Below are 25,100 nucleotides of genomic sequence, written 5' to 3'. Positions count from 1 at the left end.
TTGTTACATCAATACGGGGCAAGCGATGCCTGTCGCTTGCCCCGCAGTTCATCAACCGCGCTGTGGTACTCCTTTCTGGCCAGCCTTGCGGTTTGGCGCCATGCCATTGGCCAGCAGGGTTTCCTCGACGGTCTCGTACTGCACACCGATGCGGTAGATTTCCCGCGCTTCCTTGCCGCTGGCGATTTCGCGGCCCAACTCATGAGCGACACGCACGGTCTGCTCGATCTGTTGTACGGAGCTGAAACGCTTGCCGTGGTGATCGATGATCGTGTCTTCGATACCCACCCGTGGGTGCATACCCATGGCCAGCGCCATGGTGTTGAACGGCAATACGTTTTTCAGCAGCGACTCGGCGGTCAGGGTGCAACCGTCCGGCGCACGGTGGATGAAGTTGAAGAAGTTGAACGGATTAGGACCGTCGAAACCACCGCCAATGCCGATCCAGGTCAGGTTCAACGGGCCCTTGTAGACGCCCCTGCGGACCAGACGCTCGAGGGTTTCCATCGCATGCATGCCGGTCAGCTGGAAGTGCGGCTGGATACCGTTGGCCATCAGGCGCTTGAGGTGCTCTGCTACCCAAGCCGGGCCGGCCGGTACGGTCATCTCGCTGTAGGCAGCCTGGTAGGCCGGGTTGGCCAGGGAGGTGCCTTCCAGGTATTCCGGATACAGCAGCTCCATGATGTTCATCTGGGTGGTGTTGATCGCCACCGTGACCTGGTCCGGTTTTGGCGTCAGCTCAGCAAGCATGTGGCGGGTATCGTCGGACAGCCATTTGGCCGCCTCGCCATCGCTCTCGGGGGCAAAGGAAATCGAGCCGCCGACCTGAATGATCATGTCCGGCACCGCTTCACGCACGCCGGCAATCAGTTCGTTGAACTTGGACAAGCGCTTGGAACCCTTGCCGTCCAGCTCGCGCACGTGCAAGTGCAGCACGGTGGCGCCGGCTTCATAGCAGTCAACCGCCTTTTGCACCTGCTCGTCCATGGTCAGCGGAATATCTTCCGGGAAGTCTTCCGGCATCCATTCAGGGCCGTAAGGGGCAACGGTGATCACCACCTTTTCCATGTTTTCGGGGTGCAGGGAATCGTCGAAGAATTGCATGAGTTACTCCAGTGTTTTTATTGTAAGTCACCCGGCAGACTTTGCCGGGGCAGACCAAGAGCAGGGGCTGGCGTTCAGTAGGTCTTGTCGCCAATGATGCCGGCACGCTCCATCTTGCGATGGCAAGGCGGGTAGTCCATGACGGCGTAATGCTGGGTACTGCGGTTGTCCCAGATGGCTATGCTGTTGGGACTCCAGCGCCAGCGCACCTGATATTCAGGGATGTAGGCCTGGCTGATCAGATAGCGCAGCAGGTCGGACGCACCCGGGTTGGCGTCCTGGCCGAAGCGCACCCGGTCAGCGGTGTGGTAGTTGCTCAGATGGGTGGTAAAGGCATTGACGAACAGCACCTTCTCACCGGTTTCCGGATGGGTGCGCACCACCGGGTGCTCGGCATCCGGGTATTGGGCCTTGAGCGCCAGGCGCTTTTCGATCGGCATGGCTGCGCCGAAACTCGCTTCGATGCTGTGGCGGGCGCGCAGGCCGGCGATCTTCACCTTCACGTCTTCGGGCAGGCGCTCGTAGGCCTGCACCATGTTCACCCACATGGTGTCGCCGCCCACCGGCGGGCATTCCACGCAGCGCAACACGCACCCCATCGGTGGCGCCTCGCGCCAGGTGGCATCGGTATGCCAGGCGTTTTCGTAGCGGTCCATGGGCTGGTCCGGGCGCTTGTAGATCTGCACCAGGCCCGGATGCTCCGGATCACTGCCGGCGACCGGATGATCCTCCAGCTCGCCGAAACGGCGAGCGAAGGCAACGTGTTCGGCGCGCGTGATGTCCTGGTCGCGCAGGAACAGCACACGGTGCTTGACCAGCTGGGCACGAATCTCGGCAAAAAGGCCGTCGTCGTGGATGGCGTCAGAGAGGTTGACGCCTATGAGTTGTGCACCAATGTTGCAAGTTAATTGTTCTACTTTCATGGCAACAGGCTTCCTCAGATTCCTCAGATTACGAAAATCGACGACCCCGTGGTTTTGCGAGATTCCAGGTCACGGTGGGCCTGCACGGCATCCTGCAAGGCGTAGTGCTGGTTGATTTCGATCTTGATTCGACCGCTGCCCACGTGGTCGAACAACTCACCAGCCAGGGCGGCTTTTTCCGCCGGGTCTGAAATGTAGTCAGCCAGCGCCGGACGGGTCAGGAACAGCGACCCTTTCATCGCCAGCAGCACCGGGTCAAAGGCCGGGATCGGGCCGGACGCGGTACCCACGCACACCATCAGGCCACGGCGCTTGAGCGAGTCGAGCGAGCCCATGAAAGTGTTCTTGCCGACGCTGTCGAACACCACGTTGACGCCAACGCCGTCAGTCAGCTCGCGAACGCGCGGGGCGACGTCTTCATGGCTGTAATTGATGATGTGGTCGCAACCGTGGGCCTTGGCGATTTCGCCCTTGCCTTCGGTGGAGACGGTACCGATCACGGTCAGGCCGAGCAGCTTGGCCCACTGCGAGACGATCAGGCCCACACCACCGGCGGCGGCGTGCAGCAAAATGGTATCCCCGGGCTTGAAGTCGTAGAGACGACGCATCAGGTACGAAGACGTCAAGCCGCGCATGGTCATGGCCGCGGCGGTCTCGAAACTGATGGTTTCAGGCAGCTTGATCAGCGGTGCCGCCGGAATCAGGCGTTCGGTGCTGTAGGCACCCAGGGTGTTGAGAAAGCCCGTGTAAGTGACACGATCCCCAACCGCGACATGGGTCACGCCCTCGCCGACGGCCTGCACCACACCGGAAGCCTCGACCCCCATGCCGTTGGCGAGCGGGATCGGGTAGGTACCGTTGCGGAAGTAAGTGTCGGCATAGTTCAGCCCGACCGCCACGTGACGAAGTCGAACCTGACCCGGGCCTGGGTCGCCTACCTCGACATCTTCATAGCGAAGGACTTCGGGACCACCGGTTTCGTAGAAGCGTACGGCTTTGGCCATGCCTGTTTTTCTCCAATCTGCGATTTTGGCGTATGCCTGGAATTGCGTTGATTGGACTGTAGGCCGCAGGCTGACCGAACGCTTCTCATCAGACGACAAGGGCTTTTCATTTCATGACAAGGTTCCACGAGGGTTTCGACGCCGGCGGGGCTGATCATTTCAGCGTTACCGCCGCCCCGTGAGGCGTCGCTGTCATTCAGAAAAAAAGATCTACACTCGGGAAAATCCATAAAAACAGCCCACCGGGTTTTCCTGTAAGCGGCAAGTTTCATGCGTCAGGAAAAAGCCGAATGCGGACATGCTCCTCTCTTGGGGCTTGCAGCTACTCTTAATACAAATAAAAAAGAGGAAGTCCCCATGCTCCTGCATAAAACCGCACTGTTTAGTGCAATCGCCACCGCACTGCTGGCCAGTGCCAGTGTTCAGGCCGCCGAACCGCTGAAGGCCGTTGGCGCTGGCGAAGGCCAGCTGGATATCGTCGCCTGGCCGGGCTACATCGAACGGGGCGAAAGCGACAAGGCGTACGACTGGGTGACCGGTTTCGAGAAGGAAACCGGCTGCAAGGTCAACGTCAAGACCGCGGCCACCTCCGATGAAATGGTCAGCCTGATGGCCAAGGGCGGTTACGACCTGGTGACCGCTTCTGGCGACGCCTCGCTGCGCCTGATCGTCGGCAAGCGCGTGCAGCCGATCAACACCAGCCTGATCCCGAACTGGAAAAACCTCGACCCACGCTTGAAGGATGCCCCTTGGTACGTGGTCAACAAACAGACCTTTGGCACGCCCTACCAATGGGGCCCGAACGTATTGATGTACAACACCACGGTGTTCAAGCAGGCGCCCACCAGCTGGAGCGTGGTGTTCAACGCACAAAACCTGCCGGACGGCAAAGCCAACAAGGGTCGCGTGCAAGCCTATGACGGCCCGATCTACATCGCCGACGCGGCGCTGTACCTGAAGACTGCCAAGCCGGAACTGGGCATCCAGAACCCGTATGAACTGACGGAAACCCAGTACAAGGCCGTGCTCGACCTGCTGCGGGCGCAGCAGCCGTTGATCCACCGCTACTGGCATGACGCAACGGTGCAGATGAGTGACTTCAAGAACGAAGGCGTGGTGGCCTCCGGCGCCTGGCCTTATCAGGTCAACGGCCTGGTGAACGAGAAACAGCCCATCGCCTCCACCATCCCGAAAGAAGGCGCCACCGGCTGGGCCGACACCACCATGCTGCACGCCGAAGCCAAGCACCCGAACTGCGCGTACAAGTGGATGGACTGGTCGCTGCAACCGAAAGTCCAGGGCGACGTCGCCGCCTGGTTCGGCTCGCTGCCAGCCGTGCCCGCCGCCTGTCAGGGCAGTGAACTGCTGGGCGCCGAAGGGTGCAAGACCAACGGCTTCGACCAGTTCGACAAGATCGCCTTCTGGAAAACCCCGCAGGCTGAAGGCGGCAAGTTCGTACCGTACAGCCGCTGGACCCAGGACTACATCGCGATCATGGGCGGTAGATAAAAGTCATTCCGGTAGCTGCTGCGCGTCGATTATCCGCGCCCGGGCAGTGCTCGCATCCTCACGTACTGACGTACGCTCCGGGTGCTGTGCGCTGGCCGAACACGGCTAATCGCCGCTCGCGACGCTCCCTGAACGACTTTTCCACCTCCATCGCTTTGCCAAAAGCAGAATTGATTTTCGATTGATAGAGTTTTCAGACGTCCAGGCAGGGCCGCTGTGACGGCCCTCGCCTTTTGGGAGCACCGCACCATGACGCTTGCAGTCCAGTTCACCAACGTTTCCCGTCTGTTCGGCGAAGTGAAAGCCGTAGACCGGGTTTCCATCGACATCCAGGACGGCGAGTTCTTTTCCATGCTCGGCCCATCCGGCTCGGGCAAAACCACCTGCCTGCGCCTGATCGCCGGCTTCGAACAACCAAGCACCGGCTCCATCCGTATCCACGGCGAAGAAGCCGCCGGATTACCGCCCTATCAGCGTGACGTGAACACCGTGTTCCAGGATTACGCGCTGTTCCCGCACATGAACGTTCGCGAGAACGTCGCCTACGGATTGAAGGTCAAGGGCGTCGGCAAGACCGAGCGCCTCAAGCGTGCCGAAGAGGCCTTGGACATGGTCGCCCTCGGCGGCTACGGCGAGCGCAAGCCGGTGCAACTGTCGGGCGGCCAGCGTCAGCGCGTGGCTCTGGCCCGCGCCCTGGTCAATCGCCCCCGGGTCCTGCTGCTCGACGAACCGCTGGGGGCATTGGACCTGAAACTGCGTGAGCAAATGCAGGGCGAACTGAAGAAGCTCCAGCGCCAGCTGGGTATTACCTTCATCTTCGTCACCCACGACCAGACCGAAGCCCTGTCGATGTCCGACCGCGTGGCGGTGTTCAACAAGGGGCACATCGAGCAGGTCGATACCCCGCGTAACCTGTACATGAAACCGGCGACCACTTTTGTTGCCGAGTTCGTCGGCACCTCCAACGTGATTCGTGGCGAACTGGCGCAACAGCTGAACGGCAACGCCCAACCCTTCTCGATCCGTCCGGAACACGTGCGTTTCGCTGAAGGCCCGCTGGCCAGCCATGAGATCGAAGTCAGCGGCCTGCTGCACGATATCCAGTACCAGGGCAGCGCCACACGCTACGAGCTGAAGCTGGAAAACGGCCAGACCCTGAACATCAGCAAGGCCAATAACCAGTGGAGCGACAGCGGCGCCCAGCACCAGACCGGGCAACGCATCAGCGCACGCTGGGCGCGCGAGGCCATGATTCCATTACACGACACCCTGGTGAGCGGGGTATGAGATGAACACTGTGGCACTGACCCGAACACCCTCCGGCGGCTCACCGTTGCGCAGGCTCTCCAACCTGCTGTATCGCCGGCCCAACCTGTACCTCTCGATGCTGCTGGTACCGCCACTGCTGTGGTTCGGCGCGATCTATCTGGGATCGCTGCTGACCTTGCTGTGGCAGGGTTTCTACACCTTCGACGACTTCACCATGGCGGTCACGCCAGACCTGACCCTGGCGAACTTCACGGCACTGTTCCAGCCGTCCAACTTCGACATCATCCTGCGCACCCTGAGCATGGCCATCGTGGTCTCGATCGCCAGCGCCATCGTCGCGTTCCCGATTGCCTACTACATGGCGCGCTACACCACCGGCAAGACCAAGGCGTTTTTCTACATCGCGGTGATGATGCCGATGTGGGCCAGCTACATCGTCAAGGCTTACGCCTGGACCTTGCTGCTGGCCAAAGGTGGCGTGGCCCAGTGGTTCGTTCAGTACCTGGGGCTGGAACCGGTGCTGCAGTTCATCCTGGGCATTCCCGGTGTCGGCGGCAGCACCCTGTCGACCTCGCACCTTGGACGCTTCATGGTGTTCGTCTACATCTGGTTGCCGTTCATGATCCTGCCGATCCAGGCGTCACTGGAGCGCTTGCCGCCGTCGTTGCTGCAAGCCTCCGCCGACCTGGGGGCCAAACCGCGCCAGACTTTCATGCAAGTGACTCTGCCGCTGTCGATTCCCGGTATCGCCGCCGGCTCCATCTTCACCTTCTCCCTGACCCTGGGCGACTTCATCGTGCCGCAACTGGTGGGCCCACCGGGCTACTTCGTCGGCAGCATGGTCTACGCCCAGCAGGGCGCGATCGGCAACATGCCAATGGCCGCGGCCTTCACCCTGGTGCCCATCGTGCTGATTGCCATCTACCTGTCCATCGTCAAACGCCTGGGGGCCTTCGATGCGCTCTGACTCTTCCTCCCAAGGGCAGGCCTCTTTAGGCTTGCGCATCGCCGCCTGGGGCGGGTTGGTGTTCCTGCACTTCCCGATCCTGATCATCTTCCTGTACGCCTTCAACACCGAAGACGCCGCGTTCAGCTTCCCGCCCAAGGGCTTCACCCTGAAGTGGATCGCCGTGGCGTTCTCACGGCCCGATGTGCTGGAAGCCATCAAGCTGTCGCTGCAGATCGCCTCGATTGCCACGCTGATCGCCATGGTCCTTGGCACCCTGGCGTCGGCGGCGCTGTACCGCCGTGACTTCTTCGGCAAGCAGGGCATTTCGCTGATGCTGATCCTGCCGATTGCGCTGCCGGGGATCATCACCGGGATTGCCTTGCTGGCGACGTTCAAGACCTTGGGGATAGAACCGGGGATGTTCACCATCATCGTCGGTCACGCGACCTTCTGCGTGGTGATCGTCTACAACAACGTCATTGCCCGCCTGCGGCGTACGTCCCACAGCCTGATCGAAGCCTCGATGGACCTGGGCGCCGACGGTTGGCAGACCTTCCGCTACATCATCCTGCCGAACCTCGGCTCGGCGTTGCTGGCCGGCGGCATGCTGGCGTTTGCGTTGTCGTTCGATGAAATCATCGTCACCACCTTCACCGCCGGCCACGAACGTACCTTGCCGCTGTGGCTGCTCAATCAACTGAGCCGCCCGCGGGACGTACCGGTGACCAACGTGGTGGCGATGCTGGTGATGATCGTGACCATGCTGCCGATCCTCGGCGCCTATTACCTGACTCGCGGTGGCGAAAGCGTCGCGGGCAGTGGTGGTAAATAACTGACAACCCTTTCTTACTGTGGAAACGGTTTGGTGTAGGAGCAGCCGGTCGACGCCCGAGTGCTCGCGAAGAACGTTAACGATGACGAGGGCTGTCTGGATGAGCGCGGTGCCCTTGCATCCTTCGCGAGCAAGCTCGCTCCTACAGGTCCCGGTTCCGACAGAAACATAAAAGCGCCAATGAGGACACGAACATGCAAACCAAACTCTTGATCAACGGCCAACTGGTCAATGGTGAAGGCGCCCCTCAAGCCGTCTTCAACCCGGCCCTGGGTCGTGTGCTGGTGGAAATCAACGAAGCCAGCGAAGCCCAGGTGGATGCCGCCGTGCGGGCTGCCGACAACGCATTCGAAAGCTGGTCGCAGACCTCGCCCAAAGACCGTTCGCTGTTGTTGCTCAAACTGGCCGACGCGATTCAGGCCCACGGTGAGGAACTGGCGAAACTGGAGTCGGACAACTGCGGTAAACCCTTGAGCGCGGTGCTCAATGACGAGATCCCGGCGATTGCCGATGTGTTCCGTTTCTTTGCCGGGGCCAGCCGTTGCATGAGCAGCATGGCAGGTGGCGAATACCTGCCCGGTCACACCTCGATGATCCGTCGCGACCCGGTGGGTGTCATCGCCTCCATCGCGCCGTGGAACTACCCGCTGATGATGGTGGCCTGGAAAATCGCCCCGGCCCTGGCGGCCGGTAACACCGTGGTGCTCAAGCCCTCGGAACAAACCCCCTTGACCGCCCTGCGCCTGGCCGAGTTGGCATCGGAGATTTTCCCGGCCGGTGTACTCAACCTGGTATTCGGTCGTGGGCCTACGGTCGGCAGCCCACTGGTGACTCATCCGAAGGTGCGCATGGTGTCGCTCACCGGTTCCATTGCCACCGGTTCGAACATCATTTCCAGCACCGCCGACAGCGTCAAGCGCATGCACATGGAACTGGGTGGCAAGGCACCGGTGATCATCTTCGACGACGCCGACATCGACGCCGCCGTGGAAGGCATCCGCACCTTCGGTTTCTACAACGCCGGGCAAGACTGCACCGCCGCCTGCCGCATCTATGCCCAGGACGGTATCTACGACAGGTTTGTGGAGAAGCTCGGCGCGGCCGTCAGCAGCATCAAGTACGGCGTGCAGGATGATCCGGCCACCGAGTTGGGCCCGCTGATCACCGCCCAGCATCGTGACCGCGTCGCCGGGTTCGTCGAGCGGGCGATGGCCCAACCGCACATTCGCCTGATCACTGGCGGCAAGGTCGTGGAAGGCAACGGCTTCTTCTTCGAGCCCACGGTGCTGGCCGACGCCCGGCAGGATGACGAGATCGTGCGTCGTGAAGTGTTCGGCCCCGTGGTATCGGTGACCCGCTTCACCGACGAAGCCCAGGTACTGGGCTGGGCCAACGACTCGGACTACGGCCTGGCCTCGTCAGTGTGGACCGCCGATGTCGGTCGCGCCCATCGCCTCTCGGCCCGCTTGCAGTACGGCTGCACCTGGGTCAACACGCACTTCATGCTGGTCAGCGAAATGCCCCATGGCGGTCAGAAACTGTCCGGCTACGGCAAGGACATGTCCATGTACGGGCTGGAGGACTACACCGTCGTCAGGCATGTGATGTTCAAGCACTGACAATATCGCGCGCGGTGTGCTTCGCCAAAGAGCGCTTCGGCGCCGGCCGACTCCGATGGAGGGACAAAGCATTTGGCAATACTTCGCGTGCTCCCTCCAGCCGTTGTGCCGCTAAGGTTGTTCGGAACCAATGCACACGACGATGGTTGACTGAAGTCCTGGTAGAGCCTAGGGTGTATACGTCGTTTACAGCGTATACACCTTCACAGGAGTGCCACCATGGCCTCACCCGTTTTGTCCTTTCGAGTCGAAGAGATCCTTGCCCAGCAACTGGATCAGCTGGCCGCAGCGACCGATCGCGACCGTCAATACCACCTCAAGCGTGCACTGGTGCGTTACGTGGAAGCCGAATCCTGGCATCTGCAAGCCATCGGCGAGGGCATTGCCGATGCCGATGCTGGCAAACTGACTGACCTGGACGCCGTGAAGGCTAAGTGGGCAAACCGTGCCGAGAGTCGCACTGACCGAGAAAGCCGAGAGTGATCTGGATGCCATTCATGAACATTACTGTGGATTGATCGGCTCGAACGCCGCCAGCCATGTCGTGGCAAGTATCCTGGACACCTTCGATCAACTGGAACGGTTCCCGGGCTCGGGTCGTCCGTCCCAGGTACCGGATGTGCGAGAGCTGGTTCTGAACCAGATCCCCTTCGTTGTGCCCTATCGGGTAACACAGGGCCAGGTGCAAGTACTTCGGATACTGCATCAGCGAAGCGAGCGCACTCAGGAGTGGTGACCTACAGACAGCCCTTGGCGCAGGCGAACAACCTCATGCGCCGCGCCGGGACAGCGGGCACCTCTCAAAACCGCGAAACGCTACGCATCGCATCCACCAGACAGCGCATGGCGATCCGGTCGCTCTCTGACAACTCGCGGTAATGCTCGACGAGCTGCAGCTCCTCTGTACTGAGCCAGCGTGCTCTACGCGAGAGGTTCACACCTGAAATGATCCCCGGAAACCCGATGATGCCTTGCGCTTTCGTCATGAACGATGTCCCTCTGCACGTGAAATGAAACTTCAGATACCTCATCGCCCTTCCCCATCGTCAGCGATACCGGCGCTTGCCTGAATGCCGCTGAACGCTCACCCGCCCCAAGGGCAAAAGCCGGTGACGCCCCGAAGAATAGAAACAAAAAAACCTTTGTGGGCTATGTTTAAAGTCATCAGTCAAAAAAAAAACGTTCATTTCAAACACGACACAGACGGACAGCACCGGCATAGTATTTTGCTGCGTGCTGACGGTTGGCTCGTGGCCTGTGGAAATTTCAAGTGCGGTGCCCGTTAATCCTTTTGCGAGTTATTTCGAACCCTTTAACTTGCGGGACATCCGTTTAAAATCCGACGCGTTTGGCCGAAGGCTTGTCCGAACCTCTATTTCTGATCCGTAACGCAGCCAGGAACGCCGCGGGATCGCCCAAGAAGGTTGTCCTATGCACCGCAGGAATTTGCTCAAGGCCTCCATGGCCATCGCAGCCTACACTGGCCTCTCGGCTACCGGTCTGTTGGCCGCTCGCGCCTGGGCCGGGACGGCCGATGGCGAGGCGCAAGCCTTCGATTTCGAGGCGCTGAAAGCGCAGGCCAAGCAGTTGGCCAGCAGTCGATACCAGGACACCAAGCAAGTGTTGCCACCGACTCTGGCGAGCATGACGCCGCAGAATTTCAATGCCATCCAGTACGACGCCAACCACTCGCTGTGGAATGAGCTGAACGGGCAACTGGACGTGCAGTTCTTCCACGTCGGCATGGGCTTCAAGCAACCGGTACGCATGTACAGCGTTGACCCAAAAACCCGCCTGGCGCGAGAAGTGCATTTCCGTCCATCCCTGTTCAACTACCAGAACTCCAATGTCGACACCGCGCAACTCAAGGGTGACCTGGGTTTTTCCGGTTTCAAACTGTTCAAGGCCCCGGAACTGGATAAACACGACGTGGTGTCATTCCTCGGCGCGAGCTACTTCCGCGCGGTGGATAACACCGGCCAGTACGGCTTGTCGGCCCGCGGCCTGGCCATCGACACCTACGCGAAAAAGCGCGAAGAGTTTCCGGACTTCACCAAGTTCTGGTTCGAAACCCCGGACAAGGACAGCACCCGCTTCGTGGTCTATGCCTTGCTCGACTCACCGAGCGCCACCGGCGCCTACCGCTTTGATATCGATTGCCAGGCCGAACGCGTGGTCATGGACGTCGACGCCCACGTCAATGCGCGCACCGCCATCGAACAACTGGGTATTGCCCCGATGACCAGCATGTTCAGCTGCGGCACCCACGAACGGCGCATGTGCGACACCATCCACCCGCAGATCCACGACTCGGACCGGCTGGCCATGTGGCGTGGCAATGGCGAGTGGATCTGCCGCCCGCTGAACAATCCGACCACCCTGCAGTTCAATGCGTTCGCCGACAAGGATCCGAAGGGCTTCGGCCTGGTCCAGACCGACCACGAATTCGACAGCTATCAGGACACCGTCGACTGGTACAGCAAGCGCCCGAGCCTGTGGGTCGAACCGACCACCGCCTGGGGTGAAGGCTCCATCGACCTGCTGGAAATCCCGACCACGGGTGAGACCCTGGACAACATCGTGGCCTTCTGGACCCCGAAAAAACCAGTGGCCGCCGGCGACTCCCTGAACTACGGCTACAAACTCTACTGGAGCGCCCTTCCACCGGTGGGCACGCCGTTGGCACGGGTCAATGCGACGCGTTCGGGCATGGGTGGCTTCACCGAAGGCTGGGCGCCGGGCGAGCACTACCCGAAGGTCTGGGCGCGCCGCTTTGCCGTCGACTTCAACGGCGGTGGACTGGATCGCTTGCCGGCGGGCACCGGCATCGAACCGGTGGTCACCGCCTCGAACGGCCAGATCAAGGACTTCAACGTGCTGGTGCTCGATGACATCAAGGGCTATCGGATCACCTTTGACTGGTTCCCGACCAACGACAGCGTGGAGCCGGTTGAGCTGCGGTTGTTCATCCGTACCCATGACCGCACATTGAGCGAGACCTGGCTGTACCAGTACTTCCCGCCGGCACCCGAGAAGCGCACGTATCCGGATTGGCCGGCAGCGTAAGACCGCGACGCCCGCCAGACAAGACAAAGCCCCGGCCAACTGACCGGGGCTTTGTTTTTACCGCTTCATTCAATCGCGCAAATCCGACTCATGAATCGGCTGATCCCGATGGGTTGCCCGTTGATATTGCGACGGCCAGATCGCTTTGTGCCCTCCCAGATCATCGTCGGCATGCAGCGGCCAGTAAGGGTCGCGCAACAGTTCACGGGCAAGCAGGATGATATCGGCCTGACAGGTGCGCAGAATGTGTTCGGCCTGCGCCGGCTCGGTGATCAATCCGACAGTGCCGGTGGCAATCCCGGACTCCTTGCGCACGCGCTCGGCGAAACGTGTCTGATACCCCGGCCCGGTCGGAATCTCGGCATTGACCGCGGTCCCGCCCGACGACACATCGATCAGATCCACCCCCAGTGCTTTCAAGCGTCGCGCCAACTCCACGGTCTCATCCGGGTTCCAGCCATCCTCGACCCAATCGGTCGCCGATACCCGCACAAACAATGGCAACGCCTCGGGCCAGATGGCACGAACCGCCTCGGTCACTTGCAGCACCAGGCGAATACGGTTTTCGAACGAGCCACCGTACTGGTCGCGTCGCTGGTTGCTCAAGGGCGACAGGAACTGATGCAGCAGATAGCCGTGAGCAGCATGCACTTCGACCACTTTGAAACCGGCGACCAGCGCACGCTTGGCGGCGTCGACGAAGGCCTGGATCACCTCGTGGATCTGTGCTTCGCTCAGTTGCGTCGGCGCGGTGTGTTCGGGGTCGAAGGCAATCGGCGACGGGCCGACCGGAATCCAGCCGCCATCGGCCGGTTTGACGCTGCCATGTGTGCCCAGCCATGGCCGGTGAGTGCTGGCCTTGCGTCCGGCGTGCGCCAGTTGGATACCGGCTACCGCGCCCTGGGCGGTGATGAAGCGCGTGATGCGCTGCAGGGGTTCGATCTGCGCGTCGTTCCACAGGCCCAGGTCCTGGGCCGTAATGCGGCCATCGGCGGTAACGGCCGTGGCTTCCGTAAACACCAGGCCGGCTCCGCCCACGGCGCGACTGCCGAGGTGCACCAGGTGCCAGTCATTGGCCAGGCCATCGACACTGGAGTACTGGCACATCGGCGATACCGCGATGCGGTTGAGCAGGGTCAATTGACGCAGGGTGTAGGGTTCAAGCAGCAGACTCATGGGGCACCTCTCGAATCAGTGGGCAGGCTCCAGGGTTCTGTTTGAAAAGTCGACGAGTGACAGAAAAGGATGCGGCACCCGCCCCCGCGGGCAAAAAATGGACGATACGTCACAAGGCCAATCAAGCAGTGTTTAGAGCCTAGTCCACATCGGCGGATGAGGGAGGACTGGATGCTGACGCAGATCGGACGTGGCGAGGAGCACGCTCGCTCGCCACAAAAGCGTTACCGGGGCTCGATGTGGGCAATCATCAACTGGACGGTTTCCTGGCCGCGGAACTCGTTGACGTCGAGCTTGTACGCCAGTTCGACCCAGCGGATGGTCGGGTTTGGCCAGATGTCACGGTCGATACCAAAGGCAATACCGTCAAGCTTCACCGAGCCACATTCGCTTTTGAGTACCACCTTCAGGTGCCGCTCGCCCACCACCCGTTGCTCGACCAGCTGGAACACCCCGTGGAACAGTGGCTCCGGGAAGTGCTGGCCCCAGGGGCCGGCATGGCGCAAGGCACGGGCCAGTTCCAGGTGAAACTCTTCGACGGCCAGGGTGCCGTCAGACAGCAGCCGGCCCGTCAGGTCCTCTTCGCGCATTTGCCGACGCACCTCGGCATCAAACGCTTCGGCGAACAGGGGGAAGTTCTCCTGCGGCAACGTCAGGCCCGCCGCCATGGCGTGGCCGCCGTACTTGCTGATCAGTGTTGGATGCTGGGCCGCCACCACGCTCAGCGCGTCACGGATATGAAAGCCTTGCACCGAGCGCCCCGAGCCCTTGAGCAGGCCGTCACCCGCATCGGCAAAGGCAATGGTCGGACGGAAATAGCGCTCTTTCATGCGCGAGGCGAGGATCCCGATAACCCCCTGGTGCCACTCCGGATCGAACAGGCACAAACCGAACGGCATGGACTCCAGCGGCAGGTCCTTGAGCTGGGCCAGGGCTTCGCGCTGCATGCCCTGCTCAATGGACTTGCGGTCCTGATTCATCCCATCCAGTTGCGCGGCCATTTCACGCGCAGCACCCACATCGTCGGTGAGCAGGCATTCGATGCCCAGGCTCATGTCGTCCAGGCGCCCCGCCGCGTTCAGGCGTGGCCCGAGGATGAACCCAAGGTCAGTGGAGGTGATGCGTGAATGATCGCGCTTGGCTACCTCCAGGATCGCCTTGATCCCCGGCCGGGCACGACCGGCTCGAATCCGTTCCAGGCCCTGATGCACCAGAATGCGGTTATTGGCATCCAGCGGCACCACGTCGGCCACACTGCCCAGCGCCACCAAGTCGAGCAGCTCGCCGATGTTGGGTTGCGGTGTGCTCTCGTACCACCCCAGGCTGCGCAAACGTGCGCGCAAGGCCATCAGTACGTAGAAAATAACCCCGACACCGGCCAATGCCTTGCTCGCGAATCCGCAGCCCGGCTGGTTCGGGTTGACGATGGCATCCGCCAGCGGCAGTTCGTCGCCGGGCAAGTGGTGATCGGTGACCAGCACCTTGAGCCCGGCCTGCTTCGCCGCGGCCACCCCTTCAACGCTGGAAATGCCGTTATCCACAGTGATCAGCAGCTGGGGTTGACGCTGCAAGGCCACCGCGACGATTTCCGGCGTCAAGCCATAGCCGTACTCGAAACGGTTGGGCACCAGATAATCGACGTGGGCAGCCCCCAGCAAGCGCAAACCCAGCAAACCGACCGTGCTGGCCGTAGCACCATCGGCGTCGAAATCGCCAACGATCAGAATCCGCTGGCGTTGTTCCAGGGCCGTCACCAGCAGGTCCACCGCCGCCTCAATGCCCTTGAGCTGCTGGTACGGGATCAAGCGCGCCAGGCTCTTGTCCAGTTCGGTCTCAGACTGCACGCCCCGTGCCGCGTACAGACGGGTCAACAGCGGCGGCAGATCACCGAGAAACGGCAGGGTGGCGGGTAGCTGGCGAGGTTCGATACGCATGGGGTGGCAGGTGCTTCTCTTCAATACGTGGGATAAAACCGGATGACACAACGAGCTGACGGCGAATCAATCAGCCGCGTTCGCCCGCCAACCATTGCAACTGGACTTCGTGCTGACCGCGGTCATCGGTGACGAAAATCGTCCCTTCGCTGATCATCACGTCCCACTTGATGACGCGGGGCATGTCCTTGGCCAGGGTTTCCAGCACTTCCTGGGGAACGGCCGCAATGTTGACGTTCTTCAGGTTCTTGACCGCCGGCACCACTTTGCCTTCCCAGACACGCAGGCTGCCGTAAGCCAGCAGGCTGGTGCGTTCGGTACGACGCGAGCACCAGGTCAGGCGATCGGCGTCTGGCTGGCCGACTTCGATCCAGTGCAGTACACGGTCGTCCAGGCTCTTTTCCCACAGGGCCGGCTCGTCCACTTCCGACAGACCACGACCAAAGGACAGCTGTTCGTTGTACCAGAGGGCGTAGGCCAGCAACCGCACGGTCATGCGTTCTTCGGTTTCCGAAGGGTGGCGGGCAATGGTCTGCTTGACGCTCTCGTACACGCTGCGGTCGAGGTCGGTGAGGTTCAGTTCAAACTTGTAGGTCGTGGACGGCTGGGCCATGAACGGGCTTCTTGATACGAGGAAAGGCGGCAAGTCTAACCGATGCGTGGGCGATGAGGGCCGGGCTATGTTAAAACGCTTCATCGACTCCGTCTTTGTCCTACAGGATCACCCATGCCGCTCACCGCCAAACCGCTTGCCGGCCTGAAAGTCATCGAACTCGGCACCTTGATTGCCGGACCCTTCGCTTCGCGCATTTGCGCCGAGTTCGGCGCCGATGTGACCAAGATCGAGTCCCCGGACGGCGGTGACCCGTTGCGCAAGTGGCGCAAACTCTACGAAGGCACCTCGTTGTGGTGGTTTGTCCAGGCGCGTAACAAGAAGTCCCTCACCCTGAACCTCAAGCACCCGGACGGCCTGGCGATCCTCAAGCAGTTGCTCACTGAAGCCGACATCCTGATCGAAAACTTTCGCCCCGGCGTGCTGGAAAAGCTGGGCCTTGGCTGGGACGTCCTGCACGCGCTGAACCCGAAGCTGGTGATGGTTCGCCTGTCGGGTTTCGGGCAAACCGGACCGATGAAAGACCAGCCGGGGTTTGGCGCAGTCGGTGAGTCCATGGGCGGGTTGCGCTACATCACCGGCTTCGAAGACCGCCCGCCAGTGCGTACCGGGATCTCCATCGGCGACTCGATTGCCGCGCTCTGGGGGGTGATTGGGGCGTTGATGGCCTTGCGTCATCGCGAGGTCAATGGTGGCCAGGGGCAAGTCGTCGACGTGGCACTGTACGAAGCGATCTTTGCCATGATGGAAAGCATGGTGCCGGAGTTCGACGTGTTCGGGTTCATCCGCGAACGCACCGGCAACATCATGCCCGGCATCACGCCCTCCTCCATCCACACCAGCGCCGACGGTAAACACATCCAGATCGGCGCCAACGGCGATGCAATCTTCAAGCGTTTCATGCAGGCCATCGGCCGCGACGACCTGGCCAAGGATCCGGCCCTGTCCAGCAACGATGGCCGTGACAGCCGTCGTGACGAGCTGTATGGGGTCATTGACCGGTGGGTCGGCTCGCTGCCGCTCGATCACGTGATCGAACAGTTGAACCAGGCCGAAGTCCCCGCCAGCCGGATCTTCAGCGCCGAGGACATGTTCAGCGACCCGCAATTTCTCGCCCGGGAAATGTTCCTGCAAGCCAAACTGCCCGATGGCAAGGACTTCAAGATGCCAGGGATCGTGCCCAAGCTGTCGGAAACGCCAGGGACGTGCGAGTGGGTCGGCGCCGAGCTAGGCGAACATAATGCGCAGGTACTGCGCGAGCTTGGCTATGACGCGGCACAGATCGCGCGACTGCGCGAAGACGGGGCTATCTAGCCTGAACAGGGTGTCATCGATCTGCCGGGGCCTGCGGGTGCCGGGCATGGCCGCGCTCCTGGCCTGCCTGCTGGTTTTTTCCGATGCAGTGCACGCCAGGGAGGTACTGACCTGGCTGCTGCGGGACTTACCGCCGCTGACGATTTTCGAAGGTCCCCAGAAAAACCAGGGCGCAATTGACCGGTTCATGCCGCTGTTGATTGCCGGCCTGCCCGAATATGAACAGCGGATCATGCGGGTCAATCGCGCACGTGGCATGCAAATGCTGCTGGAGCCAGGGTTCACCTGCGACCCCTCTCTGCTCTGGAGCCCGGAGCGGGCGCAACGGCTTGCCTTCTCCATCCCGGCTTATCGAATCCGCAGCAACGGCATTGTGATACGCCAACAGGACCGTGGACTACTCGCCCCGTACCTCATCGACAACCAGGTTGACCTGACGCTGTTACTGGCGCGTGAAAACGGCAAGCTCGGCGTGGTCGCCGAGCGCAGTTATGGCCAGGTGGTCGATCGCATCCTGCAACAGGCGCCGAACAACAGCCTGTCATCCCATTACGGCAACGATGCCTTGGGTAGCCTACTGCAAATGCAGCGCCTGGGGCGTTTGTCTGTGTTGCTGGGCTATTGGCCGGAAATCCGCTATCAGGCGCAACAGCAAGGCATATCGCCCGATGAGCTGGAGTTCTACGGGATTCGCGGCACAGACAAATACCAATCGATCCACATTGCATGCTCGGACACCCCGCTGGGTCGTCAGGCCATCCAGGGTATCAACGCGACCCTACGGGAGCTGAGGCAGAACCGGCTGGTGGAATTTTACGCGCAGTGGCTCGACCCGCAGATGCGTGACGAATACCGGGAGGACACCTGGACCTTTTTTCAGGAGCAAACGCCCTGAGCAAATGCCGGACAAAAAGAAACCCCGAGCAGTGGGGAGACAACTCGGGGTTAAACGTGGTCTGCAAGGACCCGTACAACAAGTGACAAGCACCGGAGCACAATGCTTGATCTTGTTGATACGGGGTCTGACTAACGGGATGTCGAGAAGGTTCCCGCAAAAAAACATTCAGCTTCTGACAGCAGGACACCCGTCTTGCGTAGCGGTGCGCGTAGCTGCAATGACGCAGGGCTCCAGTCGCCCTTCGGCGATCAGTACATCACGGTGCAAACCATCGACGACGTCCGTCAGCAAGCGCTTATCGGTGAACTGCACCTGATTGAACTCACGTTCAACCACGATGGCGCCAACGGTACTCCTCAAGGTCACCAGGCATTGGCCGTGGGTCCCCGATGGAGTCAGTGTCACCTGATACGGACTCAGCGCTTCACCCATCAACAGGCTGATTCTTTCCATCTCGATCACCACTCAATAGTCCGCAAACGAAGTGCCTGGTCGCCAGAGCATGCACGGAAAAGATGACAGTAAAAAAACGCCCCCGACGTCAGACAGGCTCATGACACCGAGGTCCGCGGGGAGCCGTCCAGCCCCCCACGACACCTCGCAGCGCACCATCGGCGCCGTAGAACGGAACAGTCCATTGATAGACAATTCTGTTACCGCTCTTGAACATCAATTGGCGTTCGACGAAATGCCCCTTGCGGCTGCTGAGCTGCTCCATGAGCTCGGCGTGCAGCAGGGCGGCGGTCGAGGCCGGCAACACATCGACCTCTGTCAACCGCTTGCCTTGCACCCGGTCAAAACGGGTCGACAGGCGCTCTTCATAACTTTTGTTGCACAGGATCAACCGCCCCTCCAGATCCCGTACAAAAACCGGATCGGGCATGGCATTGATCAAGGCGCTCTGAAAGGCGAACTGGTCGCTGAGCTCCCGTTCGGCGGCGAGTCGTTGCTCGACCTGTTGGCTCAGGCGCCGGTTCCACCTCCATGAAATCAATCCGAACAGGCTGACGAACAGCAGCCCCCAGCCGCCCCACTGGTAAAACCGCTGCCACGGTGATGGCGCCGGGCCAGGGACCAGGCCGTCCAGCCACGTCATCCGGATAGCCCGCAACTCGGCGGGCGGGAACGCTTCAAGGGCCTTGTTGAGGATACTCAACAGTTGCGGCTGGCCCTTGCGCAAGGCCAAGTGGTCTGCCTCCCACTTGCCCTCCAGGCTTGAGCCGATTGCCAGTCGCCCGACCGGGAACAGGTAGGCGCTGTTTGCATTTTCAATGGTTGCGTAGGCTTCGCCACTTTCCACCCATGCGCGGGCTTCTGCGTAGGTCTTGACCGAGTGCAAGCGAATCTGCGGGTAATCACGCCGGATGCCGGCTTCCAGTGCATGTCGGGTCGGCAGCACCAGGACCTTGCCTGAGAGCTCTTCCAGCGAATGGACAGGGTGGGCTCCCGCCTGCGTGACAAACATCCAGCCAGCGCCGCCAAAGGCATGACTGAAGTCGAGGAAGTCCCTGCGCTCGTCGGTTCCGGCCAGCGTGGTGCTCATGTCCGCCCGACCGCTTTCCAGCAACCCCAGCAGATGCTCGGTGGAAAAGGACTCCTCATGAACAAACTGCAGCCCCGTCATCCGTGAAAGGCGCGTGAGGATATCGTTATTCAGACCACTCCATTGACCCTGTTCATCCTTGAACAGGTACACCGGGGACTGCACCGATGCGACGATCACCTGGCGGTTTTCGGCAATCCATTGAAGCTCCCGAGGCGTCAGCACAAAGGGCTTTGGGGCGGCTGAGGTGCCGACGTCCAAGGCACCTGGCTGCCCGGCCAATCCCCATCGACTCAATCCAAGGACAGCCAGTAGCAATGCCCAACACCAGACGGGTTTTAATCCTGTGAAAACCGACATGCCCACTTCCTTCTCAATCACTCACCCGTCCTTGAGGGGCGAAACTTCGATCAGTGTGGCATGCAGAAATGAAGAAGCCCGTCAGGTGACGGGCTTCAAAATGTGACAGATCTTTACCGATCAGAGTGGCTTGCCGCGGTTGCCATGCTGACTGACAAAGGCCTGTACGGCTTTCAGGTCATTTGGCAGAACGGTGCAGCGCTCATCCCGCTCGAACAAATCAGAAAGATGAGCAGGCAGTTCAAGCGCTTTTCCTACGCCGGCTTTTTCGACCGCTTCCGGGAACTTGACCGGATGGGCCGTGCCCAGAACCACCATTGGAATATCCAGGCTGCGTCGGCACTCACGGGCTGCCTTGACGCCGATGGCGGTGTGCGGATCCAGCAGCTCGCCCGTCTGGGCGAAGACTTCAGCGATGGTTTCGCACGTTTGCGCATCGTCCACGGCCAGGGAATCGAAGAGTTTGCGCGCCTCGGTCCAGCGCTCCTGTTCGACGCTGAAACCACCACCTTGCTTGAAGGTGTCCATCAAGCCCGCAATCGCTGCACCATTACGACCATGCAGGTCGAACAGCAGGCGCTCGAAGTTCGACGACACCATGATATCCATGGACGGCGACAGCGTGGCGTGCAGGGTTTCCTTGACGTACTGGTTGCCGCTCATGAAGCGATGCAGGATGTCATTGCGGTTGGTGGCGACGATCAACTGGTTGATCGGCAGCCCCATGTTGCGTGCCAGGTAGCCGGCGAAAATATCGCCGAAGTTGCCGGTCGGTACCGAGAATGACACCGAACGCGCCGGGCCACCAAGCTGCAGGGCGGCATGGAAGTAGTAAACGATCTGGGCCATGATCCGCGCCCAGTTGATCGAGTTCACCGCCACCAGACGCGTGCCTTTGAGGAAGCTCTGGTCGGCGAAGCTGGCCTTGACCATTTCCTGGCAGTCATCGAAGTTGCCTTCGATGGCGATGTTGTGGATGTTGTCGCCGAACAGTGTGGTCATCTGCCGGCGCTGCACTTCCGAGACACGGTTGTGCGGGTGCAGGATAAAGATATCGACGTTATCGCAGTGTTTGCAGCCCTCGATGGCCGCCGAGCCGGTATCACCCGAGGTAGCCCCCACGATGACCACACGCTCGCCGCGTTTTTCCAGCACGTAGTCAAGCAGGCGACCGAGCAGTTGCAGGGCAAAGTCCTTGAATGCCAGGGTCGGGCCGTGGAACAGCTCCAACACCCATTCATTGCCGTTCAGCTGGCGCAGCGGTGCTACCGCGTTATGGGAGAAGGCACCGTAGGTGGCTTCCAGAATCTTTTTGAAGTCGGCATCCGGAATACTGCCGGCAACAAACGGGCGCATCACCCGGAAAGCCAGCTCGTGATACGGCAAGCCCGCCCAGGAAGCGATTTCCTCCTGGGTGAAGCGTGGCAGGTTTTCCGGCACGTACAGGCCGCCGTCGCTGGCCAGGCCAGCCAACAATACGTCTTCGAAATTCAGGGCCGGTGCCTGGCCGCGGGTACTGATATAGCGCATAAGATCAAACCTTCGGTTTGGGCTTCAAGCTGCAAGCTGCAAGCTGCACGTCAAAAGCGATTGGCCTTTGTTTGCAGTTTGCGGCTTGTAGCTTGCCGCTGTGTTGATTGCTTTTACTTGCAGCTTGGAGCTAGACGCTGCAGCGGCTTCAGTTCAAATGCTCGACGCGGATCCGTACGACCGGGCCGACCACGTCTTGCAAGGCTTCCAGGGCGGCGATCGCATCATTCATGTGCTGTTCCAGCACACGATGCGTCAGCAGGATCATAGGCACCAGACCGTCGTGTTCTTCGACTTCCTTTTGCATGATCGATTCGATGTTGATGCCACGCTCCGACAGGATGCTCGCCACCTGGGCCAGTACGCCTGGATGGTCCTTGGCCTGGATACGCAGGTAGTAGGCACTCTCGCAGGCTTCGATCGGCAGGATCGGGTGAGCCGACAGCGAATCCGGCTGGAAGGCCAGGTGCGGCACACGGTTCTCCGGGTCGCTGGTCATGGCGCGAACCACGTCCACCAGGTCGGCAATCACCGACGAAGCGGTCGGTTCCATGCCGGCACCGGCACCGTAGAACAGGGTCGAACCGGCCGCATCGCCGTTGACCATCACCGCGTTCATCACACCGTTGACGTTGGCGATCAGGCGATCGGCCGGGATCAGGGTCGGGTGTACACGCAGCTCGATGCCACTGGCGGTGCTGCGAGCCACGCCCAGGTGCTTGATGCGATAGCCCAGGGCTTCGGCGTAGTTCACGTCAGCGGTGGTCAGCTTGGTGATGCCTTCGGTGTAAGCCTTGTCGAATTGCAGCGGAATACCAAAGGCAATGGACGCCAGGATGGTCAGCTTGTGCGCGGCATCGATGCCTTCGACGTCGAAGGTAGGATCGGCTTCGGCATAACCCAGGGCCTGGGCTTCGGCGAGCACGTCTTCAAAGGTACGGCCCTTCTCACGCATTTCGGTGAGGATGAAGTTGCCGGTGCCGTTGATGATGCCGGCGACCCAGTTGATGCGGTTGGCCGACAGGCCTTCACGAATCGCCTTGATCACTGGAATGCCACCGGCTACTGCCGCTTCGAACGCCACGATCACGCCCTTCTCGCGCGCCTTGGCGAAAATTTCATTACCGTGAACGGCAATCAATGCCTTGTTCGCGGTGACCACATGCTTGCCATTCTCGATGGCCTTGAGTACCAGCTCGCGGGCAACGGTGTAGCCGCCCATCAGCTCTATGACGATGTCGATCTCAGGGTTCGTGGCCACTTCGAAGACATCGTTGGTAATCGCAATACCGGTCGTTTGGAACTGAGGCTTTGGCGTGCGCATGGCAATTTGTGCCACTTCGATTCCACGCCCGGCACGACGAGCAATTTCCTCGGCGTTGCGCTGAAGTACGTTGAAGGTACCGCCACCGACGGTCCCTAACCCACAGATGCCTACTTTGACCGGTTTCACTGTGAACTCCCCATAAAACGGCCGACTCAAGGTCGGCCGTGGAAAACAGCCACACGGTGTGCGGCTCTCTATTAATGGAACGCCGACGTCTGTCGTCGCACCATGATCGTCAAAGGCTTACCGTGACGACACAGGATTATTTCGCACCCAACGCCAGTTTGGCGATTTGTGGTGCTGGCTGGTAGCCCGGAATCACCTGGCCATCGGCCAAAACGATGGCCGGTGTACCGTTCACACCGATAGACTGACCCAGGGCGAACTGTTTGGAAACCGGGTTGGCGCATTTCGCAGCCTTGATTTCCTTGCCTTCCACCATCTTGTCCATGGCGGCTTTCTTGTCAGCGGAGCACCAGACGGCCTGCAGCTGTTCGTCGCCCGGCGAGCCAAGGCCCTGGCGCGGGAATGCAACATAACGCACTTCGACGCCCATTTTGTTCAAGGCCGGCACTTCAGCGTGCAATTTGTGGCAATAAGGGCACGTCGTATCGGTGAACACGGTGATGTGCGTCTTGGTTTCACCGATAGCCGGGTAAACCACGGTTTCAGCAACCGGAATGCCATTGATCAGCTTGGCGATACCCAGGCGTTCGGTTTTCTCGGTCAGGTTGACCGGCTTGCCGTCCTTGAGCTGGAACAGGTAGCCCTGAACAATGTACTGACCATCAGCGCTGGCGTACAGGACACGACTGCCCTTGAGTTTGACTTCGTAGAGACCGGCCAGCGGGCTGGCGGTGATGGATTCGATCGGCGTGTCGAGCGCGAGGCTTTCCAGGCTTTTACGAATGGCTTTGTCGGCCGCATCATCGGCGACGGCAAAGGTGCTGACCAACGCAATGATTGCGGCGGCGAATATCTGGGTCAGACGCATGAGAACTCCTGAAGGCGGACAAATGGGTCGGTTAGAACGCCCGTACCGGGACACCGGGTCATAACCGTCCATCGTGCAAACCGGCAAAGCCTATCACATAAGGCCAGCGTGGCCGACTGTGGCTGACGTAAGACATTGTGGCAGGCACAGACCTCTGTGGGAGCAAGCCGGGCAGCGTTCCGCTTGTTCGCCCCCACAAAAAGCAGGCCTCGGACTGATCAGCCGCGAGGGTGATGCCTGGCATGCAGGTCCTGCAGGCGTGCCCGGGCAACGTGGGTATAGATCTGCGTGGTCGACAGGTCGCTGTGGCCAAGCAACATCTGCACCACCCGCAGGTCGGCGCCATGGTTGAGCAAATGGGTGGCGAAGGCATGGCGCAAAGTATGGGGCGACAGGGATTTGCCGATGCCGGCAACCTGGGCCTGGTGCTTGATGCGATGCCAAAACGTCTGCCGGGTCATCTGCTCACCGCGAAGGCTGGGGAACAGCACATCACTGGGACGCCCGCCAAGCATTTCGCCACGACCATCGCGCAGGTAGCGTTCGACCCAGACTATCGCTTCCTCCCCCATCGGCACCAGGCGCTCCTTGCTGCCCTTGCCCATCACCCGCAGCACGCCCTGGCGCAGGTTGACCTGCTCCAGCGTCAGACTGACCAACTCGGTGACGCGCAAGCCACAGGCATACAGGACCTCCAGCATGGCGCGGTCGCGCTGACCGATCGCTTCGCTCAAGTCAGGTGCCGCCAGCAAGGCCTCCACATCGGCTTCGGACAACGACTTGGGCAGCGGCCTGCCCAGCTGTGGCATGTCGACCTGTAATGTCGGGTCCACCATGATCAGCTTTTCGCGCAACAGATAACGATAGAATCCACGCACTCCGGAAAGAAATCGAGCCGTGGACCGGGGTTTGTAGTGCTGTTCGAGGCGCCAGGCCAGGTGATCGAGAATCAACTCGCGACCCGCGTTGGGCAGTTCAATCCCCTGCTCCTGAAGCCAGCCGTTGAACAGTGATAAATCACTGCGATAGGCATCCCGGGTGTTATCGGAAAGTCCCTTTTCCAACCACAAGGCGTCGAGAAACTGGTCTATCAATGGGTGTTCGATGGCGGGCATGGGTACTCAAGACACGCAGGC

General features: G+C 60.7%; 23 protein-coding genes. 10 read left to right on the top strand and 13 right to left on the bottom strand.

All coding sequences use genetic code 11. The features are described 5' to 3' along the window. Positions 1 to 51: 51 nt before the first annotated feature. The 3 genes from CKW07_RS18805 to CKW07_RS18795 all read right to left on the bottom strand — a co-directional run bounded on the left by CKW07_RS18805 (position 52) and on the right by CKW07_RS18795 (position 3,031). A complete protein-coding gene (locus CKW07_RS18805; RefSeq protein WP_095146486.1) occupies positions 52 to 1,104 on the bottom strand; it encodes a 3-keto-5-aminohexanoate cleavage protein in 1,053 nt (350 codons plus the stop codon). Positions 1,105 to 1,178: 74 nt separating this feature from the next. Beyond that, positions 1,179 to 2,027, bottom strand: coding sequence for a TauD/TfdA family dioxygenase (locus CKW07_RS18800; RefSeq protein WP_095146485.1), 849 nt, complete (start codon positions 2,025 to 2,027; stop codon positions 1,179 to 1,181). A gap of 23 nt (positions 2,028 to 2,050) precedes the next feature. Further along, the gene (locus CKW07_RS18795; protein WP_095146484.1) at positions 2,051 to 3,031 is read right to left on the bottom strand and encodes a quinone oxidoreductase; all 981 of its coding nucleotides are present in this window, start codon (positions 3,029 to 3,031) and stop codon (positions 2,051 to 2,053) included. Between the two features lie 357 nt (positions 3,032 to 3,388). On the opposite strand from CKW07_RS18795, the gene ydcS reads away from it, so the two are divergent. The 7 genes from ydcS (at position 3,389) to CKW07_RS18760 (ending at position 9,945) form a co-directional block, all read left to right on the top strand. Then, positions 3,389 to 4,540 (top strand): putative ABC transporter substrate-binding protein YdcS, encoded by a 1,152-nt coding sequence (gene ydcS / locus CKW07_RS18790; RefSeq protein WP_095146483.1) that lies wholly within the window; start codon positions 3,389 to 3,391, stop codon positions 4,538 to 4,540. Positions 4,541 to 4,789: 249 nt separating this feature from the next. Beyond that, complete coding sequence (locus CKW07_RS18785; protein WP_095146482.1) at positions 4,790 to 5,827, top strand: ABC transporter ATP-binding protein; 1,038 nt, start codon at positions 4,790 to 4,792, stop codon at positions 5,825 to 5,827. 1 nt (position 5,828) lies between these two features. Continuing rightward, positions 5,829 to 6,776 (top strand): ABC transporter permease, encoded by a 948-nt coding sequence (locus CKW07_RS18780; protein ID WP_095146481.1) that lies wholly within the window; start codon positions 5,829 to 5,831, stop codon positions 6,774 to 6,776. Then, positions 6,766 to 7,590 carry an ABC transporter permease gene (locus CKW07_RS18775; RefSeq protein WP_095146480.1) on the top strand — a complete coding sequence of 275 codons (825 nt, stop codon included), beginning with the start codon at positions 6,766 to 6,768 and terminating at the stop codon, positions 7,588 to 7,590. The genes CKW07_RS18780 and CKW07_RS18775 overlap by 11 nt, the downstream gene beginning before the upstream one ends. 194 nt (positions 7,591 to 7,784) lie before the next feature. Continuing rightward, entirely contained in the window at positions 7,785 to 9,209 is a 1,425-nt protein-coding gene (locus CKW07_RS18770; RefSeq protein WP_095146479.1) for a gamma-aminobutyraldehyde dehydrogenase, read from the top strand. 219 nt (positions 9,210 to 9,428) lie between these two features. Beyond that, positions 9,429 to 9,692 carry a CopG family ribbon-helix-helix protein gene (locus CKW07_RS18765; RefSeq protein WP_095146478.1) on the top strand — a complete coding sequence of 88 codons (264 nt, stop codon included), beginning with the start codon at positions 9,429 to 9,431 and terminating at the stop codon, positions 9,690 to 9,692. Next, positions 9,655 to 9,945: a type II toxin-antitoxin system RelE/ParE family toxin gene (locus CKW07_RS18760; RefSeq protein WP_095146477.1), complete on the top strand. Its 291-nt coding sequence runs from the start codon at positions 9,655 to 9,657 to the stop codon at positions 9,943 to 9,945. The genes CKW07_RS18765 and CKW07_RS18760 overlap by 38 nt, the downstream gene beginning before the upstream one ends. 64 nt (positions 9,946 to 10,009) lie before the next feature. Here CKW07_RS18760 and CKW07_RS18755 read toward each other — a convergent pair whose 3' ends face one another. Next, positions 10,010 to 10,195 carry a hypothetical protein gene (locus CKW07_RS18755; protein WP_095146558.1) on the bottom strand — a complete coding sequence of 62 codons (186 nt, stop codon included), beginning with the start codon at positions 10,193 to 10,195 and terminating at the stop codon, positions 10,010 to 10,012. A gap of 445 nt (positions 10,196 to 10,640) precedes the next feature. Here CKW07_RS18755 and CKW07_RS18750 point away from each other — a divergent pair, with 445 nt between their 5' ends. Next, the gene (locus CKW07_RS18750; protein WP_095146476.1) at positions 10,641 to 12,275 is read left to right on the top strand and encodes a glucan biosynthesis protein D; all 1,635 of its coding nucleotides are present in this window, start codon (positions 10,641 to 10,643) and stop codon (positions 12,273 to 12,275) included. A gap of 69 nt (positions 12,276 to 12,344) precedes the next feature. Here the strand turns inward: CKW07_RS18750 and CKW07_RS18745 are convergent, their stop codons facing one another. The 3 genes from CKW07_RS18745 to CKW07_RS18735 all read right to left on the bottom strand — a co-directional run bounded on the left by CKW07_RS18745 (position 12,345) and on the right by CKW07_RS18735 (position 15,998). After that, positions 12,345 to 13,451 (bottom strand): NADH:flavin oxidoreductase/NADH oxidase, encoded by a 1,107-nt coding sequence (locus CKW07_RS18745; RefSeq protein ID WP_095146475.1) that lies wholly within the window; start codon positions 13,449 to 13,451, stop codon positions 12,345 to 12,347. A gap of 224 nt (positions 13,452 to 13,675) precedes the next feature. Then, positions 13,676 to 15,385 carry a single-stranded-DNA-specific exonuclease RecJ gene (gene recJ, locus CKW07_RS18740; RefSeq protein ID WP_095146474.1) on the bottom strand — a complete coding sequence of 570 codons (1,710 nt, stop codon included), beginning with the start codon at positions 15,383 to 15,385 and terminating at the stop codon, positions 13,676 to 13,678. A 70-nt stretch (positions 15,386 to 15,455) separates the two neighbouring features. Beyond that, on the bottom strand, positions 15,456 to 15,998 hold the full coding sequence (locus CKW07_RS18735; protein WP_054593842.1) for a YaeQ family protein: 543 nt from the start codon (positions 15,996 to 15,998) through the stop codon (positions 15,456 to 15,458). A 114-nt stretch (positions 15,999 to 16,112) separates the two neighbouring features. On the opposite strand from CKW07_RS18735, the gene CKW07_RS18730 reads away from it, so the two are divergent. Beyond that, positions 16,113 to 17,312, top strand: a complete 1,200-nt coding sequence (locus CKW07_RS18730; RefSeq protein ID WP_095146473.1) for a CaiB/BaiF CoA-transferase family protein — start codon at positions 16,113 to 16,115, stop codon at positions 17,310 to 17,312. Beyond that, the gene (locus CKW07_RS18725) at positions 17,266 to 18,207 is read left to right on the top strand and encodes a TIGR02285 family protein (RefSeq protein WP_095146472.1); all 942 of its coding nucleotides are present in this window, start codon (positions 17,266 to 17,268) and stop codon (positions 18,205 to 18,207) included. The genes CKW07_RS18730 and CKW07_RS18725 overlap by 47 nt, the downstream gene beginning before the upstream one ends. Before the next feature lie 168 nt (positions 18,208 to 18,375). Here CKW07_RS18725 and CKW07_RS18720 read toward each other — a convergent pair whose 3' ends face one another. The 6 genes from CKW07_RS18720 to xerD all read right to left on the bottom strand — a co-directional run bounded on the left by CKW07_RS18720 (position 18,376) and on the right by xerD (position 25,079). Beyond that, positions 18,376 to 18,663 (bottom strand): DUF3509 domain-containing protein, encoded by a 288-nt coding sequence (locus CKW07_RS18720; protein WP_095146471.1) that lies wholly within the window; start codon positions 18,661 to 18,663, stop codon positions 18,376 to 18,378. Positions 18,664 to 18,751: 88 nt separating this feature from the next. After that, positions 18,752 to 20,113 carry a transporter substrate-binding domain-containing protein gene (locus tag CKW07_RS18715; protein WP_095146470.1) on the bottom strand — a complete coding sequence of 454 codons (1,362 nt, stop codon included), beginning with the start codon at positions 20,111 to 20,113 and terminating at the stop codon, positions 18,752 to 18,754. Positions 20,114 to 20,233: 120 nt separating this feature from the next. Then, positions 20,234 to 21,643 (bottom strand): threonine synthase, encoded by a 1,410-nt coding sequence (gene thrC / locus CKW07_RS18710; RefSeq protein ID WP_095146469.1) that lies wholly within the window; start codon positions 21,641 to 21,643, stop codon positions 20,234 to 20,236. Between the two features lie 148 nt (positions 21,644 to 21,791). Next, on the bottom strand, positions 21,792 to 23,096 hold the full coding sequence (locus CKW07_RS18705; RefSeq protein ID WP_095146468.1) for a homoserine dehydrogenase: 1,305 nt from the start codon (positions 23,094 to 23,096) through the stop codon (positions 21,792 to 21,794). Between the two features lie 136 nt (positions 23,097 to 23,232). Further along, positions 23,233 to 23,964 (bottom strand): DsbC family protein, encoded by a 732-nt coding sequence (locus tag CKW07_RS18700; RefSeq protein WP_095077586.1) that lies wholly within the window; start codon positions 23,962 to 23,964, stop codon positions 23,233 to 23,235. A 218-nt stretch (positions 23,965 to 24,182) separates the two neighbouring features. Continuing rightward, positions 24,183 to 25,079, bottom strand: a complete 897-nt coding sequence (gene xerD, locus CKW07_RS18695) for a site-specific tyrosine recombinase XerD (protein WP_095146467.1) — start codon at positions 25,077 to 25,079, stop codon at positions 24,183 to 24,185. Positions 25,080 to 25,100: the final 21 nt, after the last annotated feature.

It is taken from the genome of Pseudomonas sp. Irchel s3b6 (assembly GCF_900187415.1).
Classification (GTDB): Bacteria; Pseudomonadota; Gammaproteobacteria; order Pseudomonadales; family Pseudomonadaceae; genus Aquipseudomonas.
This window is presented reverse-complemented; position numbering and strand designations above follow the sequence as displayed.